Source organism: Thermus brockianus (genome assembly GCF_001880325.1).
GTDB lineage: Bacteria > Deinococcota > Deinococci > Deinococcales > Thermaceae > Thermus > Thermus brockianus.
Window position 1 is genome coordinate 2,000,090 of record NZ_CP016312.1, and the last position, 15,601, is coordinate 2,015,690.

Sequence of the window (15,601 nt, forward strand, 5' to 3'; positions counted from 1 at the left end):
TTAGGCCCCATCCTAAGGGGTTCCCCCTTCCCGGGCAAGGCGGGTAGACTCTAGCCCATGAACCTACTCGCCGTGTTCGCCCATCCCGATGACGAGATCGGTGCGGCGGGGACCCTGGCCCTCCACGCCCGAAGGGGCGACCAGGTGATGCTGGTCTGGATGACCAGGGGGGAGCTTGCGAGCCAGTTCGGCGACGCCCCCCCTGAGGAGGTGGCGCGGGTGCGGGAGGGGCACGGGGCCCATGTGGCGGGGCTCATCGGCGCCGTGTACCGCTTCTTGCCCTTTGGCGACACCCTCCTCACCGGGGGGAGGGAGGAGGCTTTGGCCTTAGCCCGCATCATGGCGGAGTTCCGCCCCGACGCCGTCCTCACCTGGGACCCCTTGGACGTGCACCCCGACCACCGGGCCACCCACCAGGCGGTGCTTTCCGCCCTAAAGCTCTGCCGTATCCCCAAGCTGGTGGGGGAAGCCCACCGGAAGCCCGTGAGGCTCTACCATTACCCCAGGAAGGAGCTGGCCCGCCCCTTGGTCTACGTGGACACCACCCCCACGCAGGAGGTGGCGGAGGCGGTCTTTGCCTTCTACCGGGAGTTTTACCGTTGGCCCTTCAGCCTGGAGGAGTTTCGGGCCCGGCGGCGGCTTCTGGGCCTCGAGGCGGGCGTTCGCTTTGCGGAGGCGTTTCAGACGGAGAGCCCTCCGGCGTGGCCGGCGCTTCCTTAAGGCCCTCCTCCGGGTCGTGGGCGGGGGTAAGGGCGTAGGCCAGGAAGACGGCGGGTAGCGCCAACGGCAGGCTTGCGTACCCGCCCCACTCCGCCGCCAGGGCCAGGCTGGCGAAGGGGGCCCGGGCTACCCCTGCCAGGACCGCCACCCCGCCCGCCAGGGCCAGGGCCTCGGCCGGCAGGTCAAAGGGGCCGGCCAGGCGGGAGAGGAGCGCCCCCAAAAGCCCTCCCAGGACCAGGGCTGGGGTGAAGGGCCCCCCATAGGCCCGCACGCCCACGGCGAGGATGAGGAGGAGGAGTTTGGCGAGAAGGAGGTAAAGGAGCGCCCAAGGGGCGAGAAGGGGCGTGGTGGCCACCGCCACCCAGCCGAGGCCGTTTCCCAAGGCCTCTGGGAGGAAGAGGAGGGCGAGGGCGAGGGCAAGGCCCAAAAGGGCGTGGCGGAGGGGGAAGGGGAGGGGTTTGAGCCAGGCGGAAACCGCCTTTCCCCCTTCGGTCCACAAGGTGGCCAAGGCGGCGGCCAGAACCCCGAGGAGAAGGCCCGCAGGGAGGCTTGCCACGTCCAGGCTCACGGGAAAGGGGAGAAGGGGCTCGTAGCCGAAGAAGGCCCCGTAGACGGCAAAGCCCGAAAGGGCCCCGATGAGGGCGGGGGTGAGGGCGCGGGCCTCGAGGAGGAGCGAGCGGTAAAGGATTTCCGTGGCCAGGAGAGCCCCCGCCACCGGGGCGTGGAAAGCGGTCCCAAGCCCAGCGGCCAGCCCCGCAAAGGCCAGTCCCCCGCCCAGGCGGGGAAAGCGGCGGTCCAGGAGGAGGCCAAGCCAAAGGCCTAAAACCCCAAAAGGCCCCTCCCGGCCCATGGGGGAGTAGAGGGCGATCTGCAACGTTCCGCCCAGCACCGCCCGGGGGTGGGTGAGCCAGGGGGCTGGGGTCCCTTCCCGCACCCGGCGCAGGAGGGCGGCAAGCCCCTGCCCCGTGCCCAGGTAGCTCGTGAGGGCGTAAAGGGGCGGAAGGAGGAAGGCCAGGGGCCAGAGGCCCGGCCCCGTGAAGGCCTGGAGAAGCCCCCCTTCCCCCGGGGGCTCAGGGGCCAGGTAGCCGAAAAGGCCACCCACCCCTTCGGCCAGGGCCCGGAGGGCCAGGTTCAGCAGGGCTACCGAGAGCCCCGCCAGAGCCCCGGTGAAGGCGCTGTAGAGGATGAGGGGCCCCGTCTGGCGCACCTCCTCGTCCCAGAAGGGGGGCAGGGAAAGGTGGGGGCCGCGGCCCGAAGGGCGCATCAGAGGGAGTGTACCAGAGAAACGGGCGTTCCCCGGGTGATCCGGGGCGTGGCGAGGCCCAAGGCCCTGTACCCCCCTCGGGTGAGGGCCCGCACCAGGAGGCGGGGGTCCACCTTGCCCCAGAGGAAAAGGGCCTCCTGGCGCACGTCCAGGTCGGGGCTGCTGGCCCGGGAGTCCGTGCCCAGGGCGAGCTCCACCCCGTACCGGGCGTAGAGGGGGATGGGGGCTTCCCCTACCTCCAGGTTCTGGTTGGAACGGGGACAAAGCACCACCTTGGTCCCGGTTTCGGCCAGGAGGGCCACCTCCTCCTCGTCCACCTGCACCCCGTGCACCAGGAGGGTATGGGGGCCCAGGACTCCCAGGGCGTGGAGGTGGCGCACGGGGGTGAGGCCCGGGGGCGTGAAGGGGGTTGGGCTAAAGCGGCGGTATACCTCCGCTAAGGGCCCCTTTCCCTCCCGGAGGAAGGCCACCTCCTCCGGGCTTTCCGCCACGTGGACCATCAGGGGGATGCCCTCGGCCTGGGCGTACTGGGCAAGCCGCTTAAGGAGGGATGGGCTTACGGAGTAGGGGGCGTGGGGGGAAAGCCCCACCTTTACCCTTCCTTCCCGCCTCCGCCACCCCTCCACCTTGGCCTTCACCCGGGCGAAGACCTCCTCGGCCTCCTTGGGGTCCGGGGCGAAGACCTCGTAGAAGGCCACGCCCGGAAGCGGGCTTTCCAGGAGGAGGAAGTCCATCACCTCGTCCTTAAAGACGATGTCGGCGAAGGCGCCTACCCCGCTTGTCAGAAGCTCCTCTAGCCCCCGCCTCGCCCCCAAAAGCCCCCGCTTCTCCCGGTGGGCCACCACGTGGGGGAGAAAGCCGGCAAAAGGCCCTTGGTAAAGGGGCAGGAGGCTTAGGTCCAGGTGGGTGTGGGCGTTCACGGGCGGGGGAAGGAGGGCTTTCCCCTTCGCCACCACGGGCGCCCCGGGGAAGCGGGCCTGGAGCGCCTCGAGGCTTCCCACCCCCACCACGTGCCCCCCCTGCACCGCCAAGGCTCCCCGGAGCATGGGGGTGCCGAAGCCGGCGTAGACCACCTCAGCGGTCCAGAGCTCCGTCTTTAGCCAGAACATAGCGGTTTGGGTGGCGCAGGAAGTCCACCGCCACGTAGCCTCGGGTGAAGTAGTGGCCGAGGACCTGGCGGCTATGCTCCCGCCACCTCAGGGCCAGGGCGGGGTCTTCCCGAAGGATCCTCCCCCAGTCCTCGGGGATCTGGAAGAGAAGCCGCGGGGCCTCCAGGTCCAGGCGGGCTTCTAGGGGTACCTCCTCTTCCACCCGGTTCGCTTGGGGAAGGCGCTCCGCCTTGGGCGGGGAGGGCGGGGCGTAGATGCGGGCGTAGACCCTTGGGGCAAGCAGGTCCCACTCGGCCAGAAGCCGGTCCGAAGGGGCCCCGGCGTTGATGCCGGTCATGGGGCCGTAGTGATCCGGGAGGTAGGTCCTGGCGGTGGCCCCGAGCTTCCTGAGGTTGAAGTTGGCGTTCACCCCCCTTAGGGGGTCAAAGGTCCAGACCACCTGGCGCACGCCCCGGGCCAGGCACCAGTCCCGCTGGAAGCGCTTGAGGAGCAGGGCCGCCCCCGTGCCCCGGTAGGCCTCCAGGACCCCTAGCATGTGGGAGTGGTGCCGGGTGGGGTCGGCGGTGGGGAAGCCGAAGACGAAGCCCACCATCCGCCCCTCCACAAAGGCCCCAGCCACCAGCCCCCCCTCGTCCTGGCTGGCGATGAGGAGGCCCCGGGGCACCAGGTCCCGGGCGTCCCGCCCCCAGATGGCCTCCTGGAGGGCCACCACCCCTTCCAGCTCCTCCCAGCCCTTTAGCTCGCGGACAAGTACCGTTTCCATAGGGTGATCCGCTCCACGAAGGGAAGCTTCAGGTGCACCCCAATCCCCGGCCCCTGGGGCACGGGCATGAGGCCCCCTTGGGCCTCAAGGGCCTCCTCCACGATGTCCTCCTCCCAGTAGCGGCTCGCCGAGCTCACGTCCCCCGGCTTGGTGAAACCGGGCAGGCTCGCCAGGTGCAGGTTGTGGGCCCGCCCCACCCCCGCCTCCAGCATCCCCCCCATCCACAAGGGGATGCCGGCGGCCTCGGCCAGGGCGTGGACCTTGAGGCTTTCCGTATGCCCCCCAAGCCGGGCGGGCTTGATGTTGAAGACCCGCCCCGCCCCAAGCTCAATGGCCTTCCTGGCCTTCTCCTTGGAGGTGAGGCTTTCGTCCAGGCAGATGGGGGTGGCGAGCTCCCGTTGGAGCTTGGCGTGGTCCAGGATGTCGTCGTAGCCCAGGGGCTGTTCAATGTAGTCCAGCGCCAGCTCGTCCAGGCGCTTCAGGCGGGCGAAGTCGGCGAGGCGGTAGGCGGAGTTGGCGTCGGCGGTGAGGGTGGCCTCGGGGAAGGCCTGGCGCACCGCCTTCAGGACCTCGTAGTCCCAGCCCGGCTTGATCTTGAGCTTGATGCGGCGGTAGCCCTGGTCCAGGTGCCTTTCCACCGCCTTCAGCGTGTCCGCCACCGTGGGTTGGATGCCCAGGGAAACCCCCACCTCCACCCATTCCCGCACCCCGCCCAGGACCTGGTAAAGGGGCTTGGAGAGGCCCTTGGCATAGAGGTCGTAAAAGGCCATCTCCAATACCGCCTTGGCCATGGGGTTTCCCCGGAAGGGGGAGAGGGCTTGCCCGAGGGATTCGGGGTTCGGGAAGACCTTGCCCAGGACCTCGGGCAGGAAGACCTCCTCCAGGAGGTAGCGGGCCCCTTCCACCGTTTCTTCCCGGTAAAGGGGAAGCCTTTCCATCACCCCTTCCCCCAGGCCCTCGAGGCCCTCCCCAAAGAGCCTTAGGAGGAGGATGGTGCGCTTGGTCTGGACCCCAAAGCTCGTCTCAAACCGGAACTTCAGGGGAAGCTCCAGGATCCTAAGCTCCGCCCCTTCTAGCCGCACGGCTCCAGCACCTCCTTCCCCACGTAGGGCACCAGGGCCTCGGGCACCCGCACCCTTCCGTCCTCCAGCTGGTGGTTTTCCAGGAGCATGGCCAGGATGCGGGGGGTGGCGAGGGCGGTGTTGTTGAGGGTGTAGCCGTACTGGACCCGGCCCTCGGGGTCCCGGTAGCGGAGCCCCGCCCGCCGGGCCTGCCAGTCCAGGAGGGCGGAGCAGGAGTGGGTTTCCCGGTAGCGCCCCTCCGAGGGGAGGAACACCTCCAGGTCCACCTGCCGCCACTTCCCCGGGCCCATGTCCCCGGTGGAGACCTCTAGGAGGCGGTAGGGGAGCTCCAAAAGCCTTAGGATTTCCTCGGCGTTTTGCAAGAGCTCCTGGAAGGCTTGGTCCGAGGCCTCGAGGCTCGCCTCGGTGAGCACGTACTGCTCCACCTTGTGGAACTGGTGGACCCGAAGAAGCCCCCGCACGTCCTTGCCAAAGCTCCCCGCCTCCGAGCGGAAGGCGGGGGCGTAGCCGGCGTAGCGCTTGGGCAACTCCTCGTAGGCCAGGATTTCCCCGCTATGGAGGGCGTTTAGGACCACCTCCGCCGTGCCCGTGAGGTAGAGGTCGGTGCCGGCGATGGCCCAGACCTGGTCCCGGGCGGCGGGGAAGTGGCCCGTGCCCACGAAGGCCATCTCCCGGGCGTAGGAGGGAAGGGTCATGGGGAGGAAGCCCCGCTTGGCCATGAAGTCCATGGCGAAGCGGAGGAGGGCCATCTCGTAGAGGGCGAGGTCGCCCCTTAGGGCGTAGGAGCGGCTTCCCGATACCTTGCTGATCCGGGGCTCCCACCAGCCGTTCTTCTCCATGAGGGCCACGTGGTCCAGGGGCGGGAAGGAAAACGCCCTTGGGCTTCCCACCCGCTTGATCTCCACGTTGGCGCTGTCGTCCTCCCCTATGGGGGCCCCGGGCCAAGGGGGAAGGGGCACCTGGAGGAGGAGCTCCATGAGCTGGGCTTCCTTTTCCCTTAAAGCCTCCTCCAGCCCCTTCGCCTCCTCCCCCAAGGCCTTCCCCCGGGCGATGAGGGCCTCCTTGGCCTCCGGGGGGGCCTTGGGCACCTCCTTGGCGATGCGGTTCCGCTCCGTCTGCAGGTCCTGGAGGCGTTGCTTTAGGCCCTGCACCTCCTGGTCCAGGGCCAGGAGGGCGTCTAGGTCCAAGGGGATACCCTTTTCCCGGATGGCCTTGCGGAAGACCTCGGGCTCCTTGCGCAGGCGCTTTAGGTCCACCATGGCTACTCCAAAACGGGGGGCACGCGGAAGAACCCCTCCTCCCTTTCGGGGGCGAGCGCCAGGGCCTCGGCCTGGGAGAGGGAAGGGGCGGGCTCGTCCTCCCGCAGGCGGCCCGCGGGGGTTTCGTCCTCTATCCCTTCCACCTGGGGGAGGGCGTCCACGAAGGCCAGGATGCGCTTCAGGTCCTGGAGGAGGAGGGGCTCTTCCTCTTCGGAAAGGCGGATTTTGGCAAGCTCCTCCAGCTTGCGCAGGAGGTCAAGGGAAAGCTCCATGGTGGGCATTCTACGTCAGGAGCTCGGCGAGCCACCACACGAGGGGGGCGAGGAGGAGGGCGGGGAGGAAGGAGCCCACCCGCACCTTGGTGAGCCCCAGGAGGTTCACCCCGACCCCAAGGACCATCAGCCCCCCCACCCCCGTGGTGAGGAGGACCCGGGGGTCCTGGGCGGGGTCGGGGAGGGCCTGGCTGAGCGTGCCCGCCAGGAGGGCCACCCCCCCTTGGTAGAGGAGGATCACCAGGGTGCTAAACCCCACCCCGATCCCGAAGGAGCTCGTGAGGGCGATGGCGCTCATGCCGTCCAGGGTGGCCTTGAGGAGGAGGAGGCTCGCATCCCCCGTGAGGCCGTTTTGGATGGAGCCGAGGAGGGTCATGGGCCCCACGCAGAAGAGGAGGCTTGCCGCCACGAAGCCCTCGGTGAAGCTCCCTCCCCCCCGCACCGCCTGTTTGATCTTCTCCCCTAGGCCCTCCAGGCCGTCCTCCACCCGGGCCCACTCCCCCAGAAGCCCCCCCGCCACCAGGGCGATAAGCCCCAGGACCACCCCGTCTAGGGCCCCTCCCTTGGCCCGGCCCAGGGCCTGGGCCATGGAGAGCCCGATGAAGAGGGTGGTGAGCCCCACCCCCTGGACCATGATGCGGGCCATGCGCTCGGGAAGCCGGCCCCGGAGGAGGAGCCCAAGCCCCGTGCCCACCACCACGGTAAGGGTGTTCACCAAGGTTCCGGAAAGCTTGTCCCAAAGGCTAAGCTCCATGGGGGTATTCTATGCAGGATGGAGCGCTTCCTCACGGCGGACGGGACCCCCACCCTGTACCATCCCCGCTACCGGGAGGCCTACCACCCCCGGCAGGGGGCCCTCCTGCAGGCCCGCAGGCTCTACGTGGAGAAGACCCTGACCCACCTGCACCCGGCCCCTAGGGTCCTCGAGGTGGGCTTCGGCCTGGGGGTGAACTTCCGGGCGGCCTTGGAAAGCGCCCTTGCGAGGGGGGTGAGGCTCCGCTACCTGGCGGTGGAGAAAGAGCCCTTGCCCCGGGAGGTCCTTTTGCGGCTTGCCCTTCCCCTTCCCCGGGCGGAAGGGGTGTTTGCGGAGATCCTTAAGGCCTGGCCCGCCGAGCGCTTTGCGGGGCCTTGGGGGGAGCTCCGCCTCCTCTTTGGGGATATCCGGGAGGTGGCCCTGCCCCGGGCCTGGGCCACGGCGGTGTTTCTAGACCCCTTTAGCCCCAAAGTGAACCCCGAGGCTTGGGAACCCCCGGTCCTCCAGAGGCTTCGCCAAGCCCTCAGGCCGAGAGGACGCCTTGCCACCTACTCGGCGCAAGGGGCCTTCCGCCGGGCCCTCCAAGGGGCGGGGTTTAGCGTTCACCGGGTTCCAGGGGTAGGGAAGCGGGAGTGGACGGTGGGAATCGCCGTAAAAGCTCCTCCCGGCTGAGGTAGGCGAGGCTTGCCCAGAGGTTTTCCCGTTTGGGGAGCTCCCCCCGGTAAAGCCAGTAGAACCAGGCGCTGGCCAGGCTCGCCACCAGGCGGGGGAGGAGGGGGAGGGGGGCGGTTTGGAAGCCAAAGAGCCTCCCGCCGGGGGCCAGGGAGCTATAGCCGTACACGAGCCCTATCTCGGGGTCCTGGGCCACGAGGGCGGCCACCTTCTTGAGGCTTTCCCGGGTGTGGCGGATGGCCTCCAAGGGGGTGAGCTCCATGGCCCGCTGGCTTTCCAGATGGAGCTCCAGGGCGGGGGTTCCCTTAGGCAGGCCCGGGAGGCTCGGCCCGGGGAAGGGCTTTTTCTCCACCCGGAAGAGGTCAAAGGGGCCAAGCCCCGCCCGCGCCACCCGGTGGCGGAGGTTGTAGCGCTCCTCGAGCCCCTGGAGGCCCCGGATAAGGGCGAGCCGGGGGGTGAGGGGAAGGGGCTTCAGCTCGTCCAGGGTCACGGGCCGGTAGCCCAGGGCGAGCAGCTTGGGCAAGGCGATTTCCAAAAGCCTTAGGGTGCGCTCGGGCCCATCGTGCAGGAGGACCACCGAGCCCGGGCGCAGGTAGTAAAGGAGCCTTTCCGCCAGGGCCTCGGGGGAAAGGGGAAGCCAGTCCTTGCTTTCCAGGTCCCAAAGGGCGATGCGCTTGCCTAGGGCCCGGGCGAAGGGCCGGGTGAAGGGGGTATGGAGGCCGTGGGGCGGGCGGTAGTACCGGGCGGGGTTTTGCGCCATGTGCCGCCACTCCACCCAGGGGAGGAGAAGCCCTAAGGCCCGGTGGTACGCCCCGTGGTCCTCCACCTGGTGCCCTTCCTTCCGGATGGCCTCCACCAGGTGGGGGTGGGCCCTCGCCCTTTCCCCCGTGAGGAAAAAGGTGGCCTTCACCCCGTGGCGCCGGAGGAGGGCGAGGAGGGCTTCGGTCCGTTCCGAAGGGCCGTCGTCAAAGGTGAGGGCCACCTTGGCCTCGCGCCGGCTTCCGTGGGCATAGGCGCCGAGGCCGAGGAAGCGGAAAAGGAGGTCGGAAAGGCCATAGAGGAGGAGGATGAGGCCCAGGGCTAGCTCCATCGCACTCTCCCGAGAACGAAGGCATAGAAGAGGCTTAGGGCGAAGAAGATGGCGCTACCCGCCACGAAGGGCGCTTGCGGGCCAAAGGCTTGCCACAGCACCCCCCCTGCCGCAGGCCCCAAGGCCACCCCTAGCCCCTCCACGGTCATGAGCCCGCCCCAGATGGCGGCCCGGTTCTCCTCGGGCAGGTTCTTGGCCAAGAACCCGTTCCATCCGGGCAGGAAAAGGCTAAAGCCAACCCCCCCTAGCACGGCGAGGAGGGCCACCTCGGCCAGGCTTTGGGTGGAGGCCAGGCGCAACATGGCGAAGCCCAGGAGGAAAAGTCCTCCCAAAAGGGCCAGGCGGTAGCCCCGGCGGTCCACCAGCCTGCCCGTAAGGGGCAGGAGGCCAAAGGCGAGCCCGCCTCCGAGGAGGAGGAAGCCTCCTAAGGCCAAGGGCTCGAGGCCGAACCGCTCCTTGGCGTAGCGGAGGAGGGAGAGGGATACCAGGGCGGGGGCGAAGGTCTGGCCGAAGGCGGCGGGAAGGAAAAGGAGAAGGCGGCCCCAAGGGTACGCCTCCCGCTTCGGGGGCGGCAGGGGGATGCGGAAGGCGAAAAGGCTTAGGGTGAGGAGGAGGGCTATACCTTGGGCCAGGAGGAGAAGGGTGAGGGCCGCCTCGGGGTGGCGTTGGGCCACCTGCCCCACCCCCACGAGGCCGATGCCCGCCCAGGGCAGGACCAGGGTGAGGGTGAAGGAAAGGGCCCTGGCCTCCCGCCCGGGCACGGCGATGCGGCTCGCCAGGGTCATGAGCCCCGGGTAGAGGGTGGAGAGGGAGAGGCCCCAGAGGGTGGCCAAGGCCCAGAGGATCCAGGCGGCTTCCGCCTGGGGGGTGAGGAAGAGGACCAGAAGCCCCACCCCTCCCGCTAGGCTAGCGGTCTTGCCGAAGCCCACCCGCTCCGCCAGAAGGCCGCCAAAGCTTTTGGAGAGGTTTTCCGCCAGTTGGTGGAGGGTGTAGGCCAGGGTGAAGACGGCGGGGCCCAGGTGGAGGCGCTCGGGGGCGTAAAAGGGCATAAGCCCAGCGAAAAACCCGCTCCTTACCCCCTCCATGAGGCCCACGGCCAAGACGAGGCGCAGGAAGACGGAAAGGCCTTCCCTGGCCCACGGCAATAGGCGAAACACGCTAGAGTATACCCGTGCGCATCAGCGTGGTGATCCCCGCCCACAACGAGGAGGCTTACCTGGCCGGGGCCCTCGAGGCCATCCTGGCCCAGTCCCTTCCCCCCTTTGAGGTCATCGTGGTGGACAACGCCTCCACCGACCGCACCCGGGAGGTGGCGGAGGGTTTTGGGGTGCGGGTGGTCCACTGCGCCCGAAAAGGGGTGGCCCACGCCCGCCAGGCGGGGCTCCTGGCCGCCCGGGGGGAGTGGGTGGCCATGACCGACGCCGACTCCAGGCCCCTTTCCCACTGGCTCGCTTCCCTTGCACGCCGGGCGGAGGGCGCTTTGGCCCTCTATGGTCCCTTGCGCTTCTATGGCGTTTCCCCTTGGGAAGCCGCTTTTTCCGAGTGGGGCTACCGGGCCTTTCTGCGCCTCATGGCCCTTTTGGGAAAGCCCAACCTGGCGGGAGCCAACATGATGGTCCTCAAGGAGGCCGCTCTCCGGGTGGGGGGCTTCCCCGAGGTGGAGGCCCGGGAGGACGTGCTTTTGGGCTACAAGCTCGCCCGGCTTGGCCCGGTGCGCTACGTGCCCGAGGCCTTGGTCCTCACCTCGGCCCGGAGGCTCAAGGGAGGGTGGGGGAGGTTTCTCCTTAGGCAGGCTAGAAACCTCCTGGGCGATCCTCGAGGCTACTTCGGGGAAGGCGGGGAAAGGGAAAGATAAGCCGCCTAGGTTCGGCCCTTAGGATCTCGCTCGCCTCGTCGTAGACCGCTACAATCCTTTCGGCGATGCGCTCCGCCGAGCGCTCCATGGCCCAGGCGCGGGCCTGGAGGGCCATCCTCTGCCGTTTGGCCTCGTCCTGCAGGAGCTCAAGGGCTTTTTCCGCCAGGGCCCGGTAATCCCCGGGGGCACCAGGTGGCCCGTCCTGCCGTCCTCCACCCCTTCCAAAACCCCTTCCGCCCCCACCGCCACCACCGGGACCCCCATGGCCTGGGCCTCCCAGATGACGAGGCCCTGGGTTTCTGTCTCGCTGGCGAAGATGAAAAGCTCCGCCAGGCGGTAGTAGCCCCCGATGCGGTGGTAGGGTACCGGGCCCAGGAAGCGCACCCGCTCGGCGATGCCTAGTTCGTGGGCCAGGGCTTGGAGGGCAGGTAGCTCGGGCCCTTCGCCGATATGGACGAGAAAAACCTCCGCTTGCCGGCTCAGCTCCGCCACGGCCTTCAGCACCACGTCAAAGGACTTCTCCTTCCCCAGGCGGCCCACGGTGATGAGGCGGCGCTTGCCCTCGGGCCAAGGGGAGGGAGAGGGGAGGGGGGCTTCCTCCAGAAGCCGCGTGTCAATCCCCGTGGGGATGACCCGGATGGGCCTTTCTATCCCGTAGCTTTCCGCCAGGCGCTTAACAGGCTCCGTGGGGGCGATCACCACCTCTACCCGGTTGTAGAAGGCCTTGGCCAGGCGGGGGACGATGCCGGTGTACTTGTCCAGGATGGCCAGGCCCGGCACGTAGTGGGCGTACTTCTCGTAGTGGGTGTGGAAGGTGGACACATGGGGTAGGCCCTTGTTGCGGGCGATGCGGAGCCCCCAGACCCCCAGGGTGAGGGGGGTGTGGGTGTGGATCAGCTCAAACTCCGTGGGCAGGTACTTGGCGGAGGGCAGGGCGATCTGCTGGCCTTCATAAAAGGGGTAGGCCACCGAGGGCACCCGCACCACCCCCTCCTCCCCTTGGGGGGCCTCGGGGTGCCTGGGGGCAATCACCCAGGCTTCGTGCCCCATCCGGCGCAGTTCCCGAAGGAGGAGGTAGACGCTCGTGGTCACCCCGTTGGGGTTGGGAAAGTAGACGTCGGTGAAGAGGCCCACGCGGTAAAGACGCATTAGCTAGATTCTAACGTCAGTTTCTCCAGCTCCTGGGCCAGGGTCCAGGCGCTAAGGGCGTTGGTCCTTTCCCTCAAAATGCGTTCCCTTCCGTTTTTGCCTAGGCGCTCGGCCTCTTGGGGGTGGGTCATGAGCCAGCGAATGGCTTCCACGATGGCCCGTGGGGAGGGATTTATGAGGAGCCCTTCGTTGGGCGAGAGGACCTCTTTTTGAGGAGGATGTGCGCTAGCGATGACGGGAAGGCCCGAGGCCATGCCCTCCAGGATCACGAGGCCCGGATTGTCAGCAAGCGTGGGGAAGAGGACGGCGTCGGCGGCTTTGTAGAACTCGGCCACATCGTTTCTCCTCCCAAGGAAACGCACGTTGGGCCTCCTTAGAGCTTGGGCAAGCCAACGGAGGGGGTACATCCAGGTGCCTTCGCCTATAAGGAGGAAGTCCGCTTCCACGTGGCGTGCTGCAAGAACGATGGAAAGTTGATTTTTTTCTACGGTAAAACGTGCGGGCGTGAGGACCGTGAAGCGGGTAAGCCCTAGCTTCTTGCGCAGGGAAGCTCGTTCTTCTGGAGTTGGGGGATGGAAGCGCTTTGGATCAACGCCCACGGGGACTACTCGGGCTTCTAACCCGAAGTGGCGGCGCACGTATTGAGCAGCCCAGTGCGTGCCTACAAAGATGCCATCGGCGGCAGCTACCCTGCGGGCTTTCGTGATTTGGTAAACGAAGCGGTACATATGTTTTAGGCCCAAGGGATAGTGGTATTCCAGTTGGTCGTGGAGGAATACGCTCCTGGGACGGGGTAAGTGGGCCAGGAGTGCGTACGTAGATGGGAACCACGCCTGGACGACACGCACGTGGGCTTTTTGGGTCAGGGTGACGAGCTGCTTAGGGTGGGTGTAGGTCTGGGTAGGTACGCCCCGTTCGTTGAGCGCTTGAATGAGAAAAGCCAGTCTAGGGTTCTGCGGTAGGTAAACGACGGGTCGGACCCCGTAGTTGGGCAGGTGCGGAAGGGTTTCCAGCAACCATATTTCGCTTCCCGCAACCCTAGGTGCATCGGTTAAGAAAGCTACGTTAAGCATGAACAATCTCCAAAAGTGCTTCCCTTAGGTTCGTGGCTGCTTCTTGGAGGGTATGCTCGCGGAGAATGCGTGTACGCCCGTTGGCTCCGAGCTCGGGAAGGGCGAAGGCCTGTTGCAGAGCTGGGGCAAGGCGCCAGGGAAGAGGAGGGACAAGAAACCCTTCCACCCCGTGTGCTATGAGTTCCCTCTGAGCGGGAATGGGGGTGGTGACGATGGGAAGCCCCGAGGCCATGGCCTCGAGGGTGGCCAGGGACTGGTTTTCCCCTAAGGTGGGAAGGCACATGGCATCGGCAGCCCGGTAGAGCTCGGGCATATCTTCCCTGCGCCCTAGGAAGTGCACGTTTCGGAGGCGAAGGCTACGGGCAACCCCCTGCCAAAGGCGGAGCAATTCCCCTGTGCCCACGAGCAGGAAGGTGACATGGGGAAGGAGCTTGGCGGTTAGCAGGAGTGCAAGGTGGTTCTTTTCCGGGCTCATCCGGGCCGGTACCAGAACCACCTTTCCTTCCAGGCCGTAGCGTGCCCGCAGAGCCTCCTTTTCCCCGGGGAGTGGAGGACGGAAGCGCTCCGTGTCTACCCCGTTAGGGACGGGGTAAACCCGCCTTACCCCGTGAACCTCCCTTAGCCATCTGGCCGCCCAGCGGGAGACAGTGAGGACCGCTTGCGCCCGTTTTAGGTTGGGAGCTTGGAGCAAGCGGTAACCTAACCGATAGAGGTAGCGCCCCCCGAAAGGATAAAAGATTTCCACTTGGTCATGCACGAGGGGGATTAGACCAGGAAATCGTTTGTAAAAAGCACGGTAGCTTTGGGGGTACCAGGCCGAGGCCACCACGAGGTCAAAGCCTCGAGGCACCGCCCCTAGGTGGGTATAGGCGTGTACGGGGATACCCGCTTGGGCCAGGGCTTGGCGTATGGGAAGGTTGCCCGGGGTAGCGGGCATGGCGGCCTCAGGGCAAAGCCCAAGGGCCTTAAGTCGCGGCAGCGTTTCTTTAAGGTAGACCTCGCTTCCCCCTATGGTCTTGGCGTCGGTAAGGAAGAGGACCTTCACAGCATCTCCAAAAGGATTTCCACGGCGCGGGCTTGCTCCCTCAGGGGTACGTAGGGCCCGCCCCTTTCCAACGCCAGCGTTTCGTCGGGCGGCAGGTGGACGAAGGCCACGGGGACGCTTACGGGCAGGTGATAAAGGGAGAGGTAAAACGCCTGGTTGCACAGGTAGCTTCCTGCGGAAAGGCTTGCCCGGGCGGGGATGCCCGCTTCGCGTAGCCGCCGCACCCCTTCCTTGACAGGGAAACGGGCGGGGAGGGCCAGAGGCCCGCCCGGAACCACCGCCTCGTCCTCCTTGAGGACGCCCTTGTTGTCCGGCCGTTCAAAGTCCAGGAGGTTGACGGCCAGGCGTTCCAGGGTGATGAGGGGGCGGTTTTCCGCTAGGCCAAGGTGCAAAACGGCCTTGGGATTTCGGGCATAAAGGGCCCGCAGGGCTTCCGGCAGCGCCCCGGTGTCCACGGGAAGGAGGGCGGTCTGGATGGGCTTTTCCCCGATGCTTCGGGGAAGGAGGGAGAGGAGGGCGGCGGAAGGGTTGTGCCTTAGGCCGCCGAAGGGTTCAAAGCCGGTAAGCAAGACCATGCGTTAACCCAAGCGGCCATTATAGTACCCTTTCCTTTGACGCGGTATAAGATGGTGGGCGTGGAACTGGGTCTTGTGACCGACACCGCGGCGGACCTATCCCCCAAAGTGCTTCAGGAGGAGGCGGTGGGTCTTGTGCCCATCTACGTCCACCTGGCCGGGCGCAAGTACAAGGATTGGCAAGAGCTCACCCCCGATGCCCTTTATCAGGCTATGCGGGCGGGGGCTGAGCCCGTTACCGAGCCCCCCAGCGTGGAGGACTTCGCCGAGGTTTACGAGCGGTACCTTCAGGTTTTTGACCGCCTCCTTTCCATCCACGTGTCTGGAGAGCTTTCCAAGACCGTGGACCGAGCCCGGGAGGCGGCGTTGAAGGTGGCCCCCACCCGCATCCGGGTGGTGGACTCGGGTATGGTTTCCGCCGGGCTTGGGGCCATGGTGCTCCGGGCGGTGGAGATGCTGAAAGGGGGGCGGAGGAAGAGGAGGTGGTGCGGGAGCTGGAGCGGTTGAAGCGTTCCAGCCTTTATTTTAGCGTGGCCGACCTTTCCCACCTGGCCCGCAACGGCCGCCTGCCCCGCTTTGGGGAGGTGGTGGGGAACCTTTTGGGCCTTCGGCCCATCCTCCGCATTGAGAAGGGGCATATCCGCTTCCTTAAAGTGGCTAGGGAAAACGCCGTGCCTGAGGCCTTGGCCCGATTGGTGCTGGACGAGTTTAGGGGGCGCACCGCCCGCATCACCATCGCCCACACCGATGCCAAGGCGGAGTGGATTGAGGGGCTGAAGAAGGGTTTGGAAAGCGCCTTGCGCCTGGAACGGGGCCGCATCACCCGTTCAGGGGCCACCATCGCCGCCAACGTGGGCCTAGGGGCGTTGGCCGTGCACGCCTATTCGGTAGAATGACGGGTGGCCCTTTGGGCCAGCCC

The 15,601-nt window shown here is 67.1% G+C and carries 15 protein-coding genes and 2 pseudogenes; 4 read left to right on the forward strand and 13 right to left on the reverse strand.

The features are described from left to right. Positions 1–57: 57 nt before the first annotated feature. A complete protein-coding gene (locus A0O31_RS10805; protein ID WP_071677844.1) occupies positions 58–720 on the forward strand; it encodes a PIG-L deacetylase family protein in 663 nt (220 codons plus the stop codon). Here A0O31_RS10805 and A0O31_RS10810 read toward each other — a convergent pair. From A0O31_RS10810 to A0O31_RS10840, 7 genes are read right to left on the reverse strand one after another with little or no spacing between them, the layout of a single operon-like run. Then, the gene (locus A0O31_RS10810; RefSeq protein ID WP_084720329.1) at positions 608–1,984 is read right to left on the reverse strand and encodes a chloride channel protein; all 1,377 of its coding nucleotides are present in this window, start codon (positions 1,982–1,984) and stop codon (positions 608–610) included. The two genes, A0O31_RS10805 and A0O31_RS10810, sit on opposite strands and share 113 nt — an antisense overlap. Then, a complete protein-coding gene (locus A0O31_RS10815; RefSeq protein ID WP_071677845.1) occupies positions 1,984–3,093 on the reverse strand; it encodes an amidohydrolase family protein in 1,110 nt (369 codons plus the stop codon). The genes A0O31_RS10810 and A0O31_RS10815 overlap by 1 nt, the downstream gene beginning before the upstream one ends. Beyond that, positions 3,059–3,856 carry a GNAT family N-acetyltransferase gene (locus A0O31_RS10820; protein ID WP_071677846.1) on the reverse strand — a complete coding sequence of 266 codons (798 nt, stop codon included), beginning with the start codon at positions 3,854–3,856 and terminating at the stop codon, positions 3,059–3,061. The genes A0O31_RS10815 and A0O31_RS10820 overlap by 35 nt, the downstream gene beginning before the upstream one ends. Continuing rightward, positions 3,829–4,938 (reverse strand): o-succinylbenzoate synthase, encoded by a 1,110-nt coding sequence (menC, locus tag A0O31_RS10825; RefSeq protein WP_071677847.1) that lies wholly within the window; start codon positions 4,936–4,938, stop codon positions 3,829–3,831. The genes A0O31_RS10820 and menC overlap by 28 nt, the downstream gene beginning before the upstream one ends. Then, positions 4,929–6,197 (reverse strand): serine--tRNA ligase, encoded by a 1,269-nt coding sequence (serS, locus tag A0O31_RS10830; RefSeq protein WP_071677848.1) that lies wholly within the window; start codon positions 6,195–6,197, stop codon positions 4,929–4,931. Before serS ends, menC begins: the two co-directional genes overlap by 10 nt. 2 nt (positions 6,198–6,199) lie before the next feature. Beyond that, complete coding sequence (gatC, locus tag A0O31_RS10835) at positions 6,200–6,469, reverse strand: Asp-tRNA(Asn)/Glu-tRNA(Gln) amidotransferase subunit GatC (protein WP_071677985.1); 270 nt, start codon at positions 6,467–6,469, stop codon at positions 6,200–6,202. A gap of 10 nt (positions 6,470–6,479) precedes the next feature. After that, positions 6,480–7,223, reverse strand: coding sequence for a DUF554 domain-containing protein (locus tag A0O31_RS10840; protein ID WP_071677849.1), 744 nt, complete (start codon positions 7,221–7,223; stop codon positions 6,480–6,482). Positions 7,224–7,241: 18 nt separating this feature from the next. Here A0O31_RS10840 and mnmC2 point away from each other — a divergent pair, with 18 nt between their 5' ends. Next, the gene (gene mnmC2 / locus A0O31_RS10845) at positions 7,242–7,895 is read left to right on the forward strand and encodes a tRNA (5-methylaminomethyl-2-thiouridine)(34)-methyltransferase MnmC2 (RefSeq protein WP_071677850.1); all 654 of its coding nucleotides are present in this window, start codon (positions 7,242–7,244) and stop codon (positions 7,893–7,895) included. Here the strand turns inward: mnmC2 and A0O31_RS10850 are convergent. Continuing rightward, positions 7,819–8,985 carry a polysaccharide deacetylase family protein gene (locus A0O31_RS10850; protein WP_071677851.1) on the reverse strand — a complete coding sequence of 389 codons (1,167 nt, stop codon included), beginning with the start codon at positions 8,983–8,985 and terminating at the stop codon, positions 7,819–7,821. The two genes, mnmC2 and A0O31_RS10850, sit on opposite strands and share 77 nt — an antisense overlap. After that, complete coding sequence (locus A0O31_RS10855; protein ID WP_071677852.1) at positions 8,976–10,142, reverse strand: MFS transporter; 1,167 nt, start codon at positions 10,140–10,142, stop codon at positions 8,976–8,978. The genes A0O31_RS10850 and A0O31_RS10855 overlap by 10 nt, the downstream gene beginning before the upstream one ends. 14 nt (positions 10,143–10,156) lie before the next feature. Here A0O31_RS10855 and A0O31_RS10860 point away from each other — a divergent pair, with 14 nt between their 5' ends. Beyond that, on the forward strand, positions 10,157–10,840 hold the full coding sequence (locus tag A0O31_RS10860) for a glycosyltransferase family 2 protein (protein ID WP_071677853.1): 684 nt from the start codon (positions 10,157–10,159) through the stop codon (positions 10,838–10,840). On the opposite strand, the pseudogene A0O31_RS10865 reads toward A0O31_RS10860, so the two are convergent. The 4 genes and pseudogenes from A0O31_RS10865 to A0O31_RS10880 all read right to left on the reverse strand — a co-directional run bounded on the left by A0O31_RS10865 (position 10,779) and on the right by A0O31_RS10880 (position 14,682). Further along, positions 10,779–11,989: pseudogene (locus tag A0O31_RS10865) on the reverse strand (glycosyltransferase family 4 protein). The gene A0O31_RS10860 and the pseudogene A0O31_RS10865 sit on opposite strands and share 62 nt — an antisense overlap. Further along, complete coding sequence (locus A0O31_RS10870; RefSeq protein ID WP_071677854.1) at positions 11,989–13,062, reverse strand: glycosyltransferase family 4 protein; 1,074 nt, start codon at positions 13,060–13,062, stop codon at positions 11,989–11,991. Before A0O31_RS10870 ends, A0O31_RS10865 begins: the two are co-directional and overlap by 1 nt. After that, positions 13,055–14,107, reverse strand: coding sequence for a glycosyltransferase family 4 protein (locus A0O31_RS10875; RefSeq protein WP_071677855.1), 1,053 nt, complete (start codon positions 14,105–14,107; stop codon positions 13,055–13,057). The genes A0O31_RS10870 and A0O31_RS10875 overlap by 8 nt, the downstream gene beginning before the upstream one ends. After that, positions 14,104–14,682: a pyroglutamyl-peptidase I gene (locus tag A0O31_RS10880; RefSeq protein WP_071677856.1), complete on the reverse strand. Its 579-nt coding sequence runs from the start codon at positions 14,680–14,682 to the stop codon at positions 14,104–14,106. Before A0O31_RS10880 ends, A0O31_RS10875 begins: the two co-directional genes overlap by 4 nt. A gap of 60 nt (positions 14,683–14,742) precedes the next feature. Between A0O31_RS10880 and A0O31_RS10885 the strand changes: the two are divergent. Next, positions 14,743–15,578: pseudogene (locus A0O31_RS10885) on the forward strand (DegV family protein). The last annotated feature ends 23 nt before the right edge of the window (positions 15,579–15,601 follow it).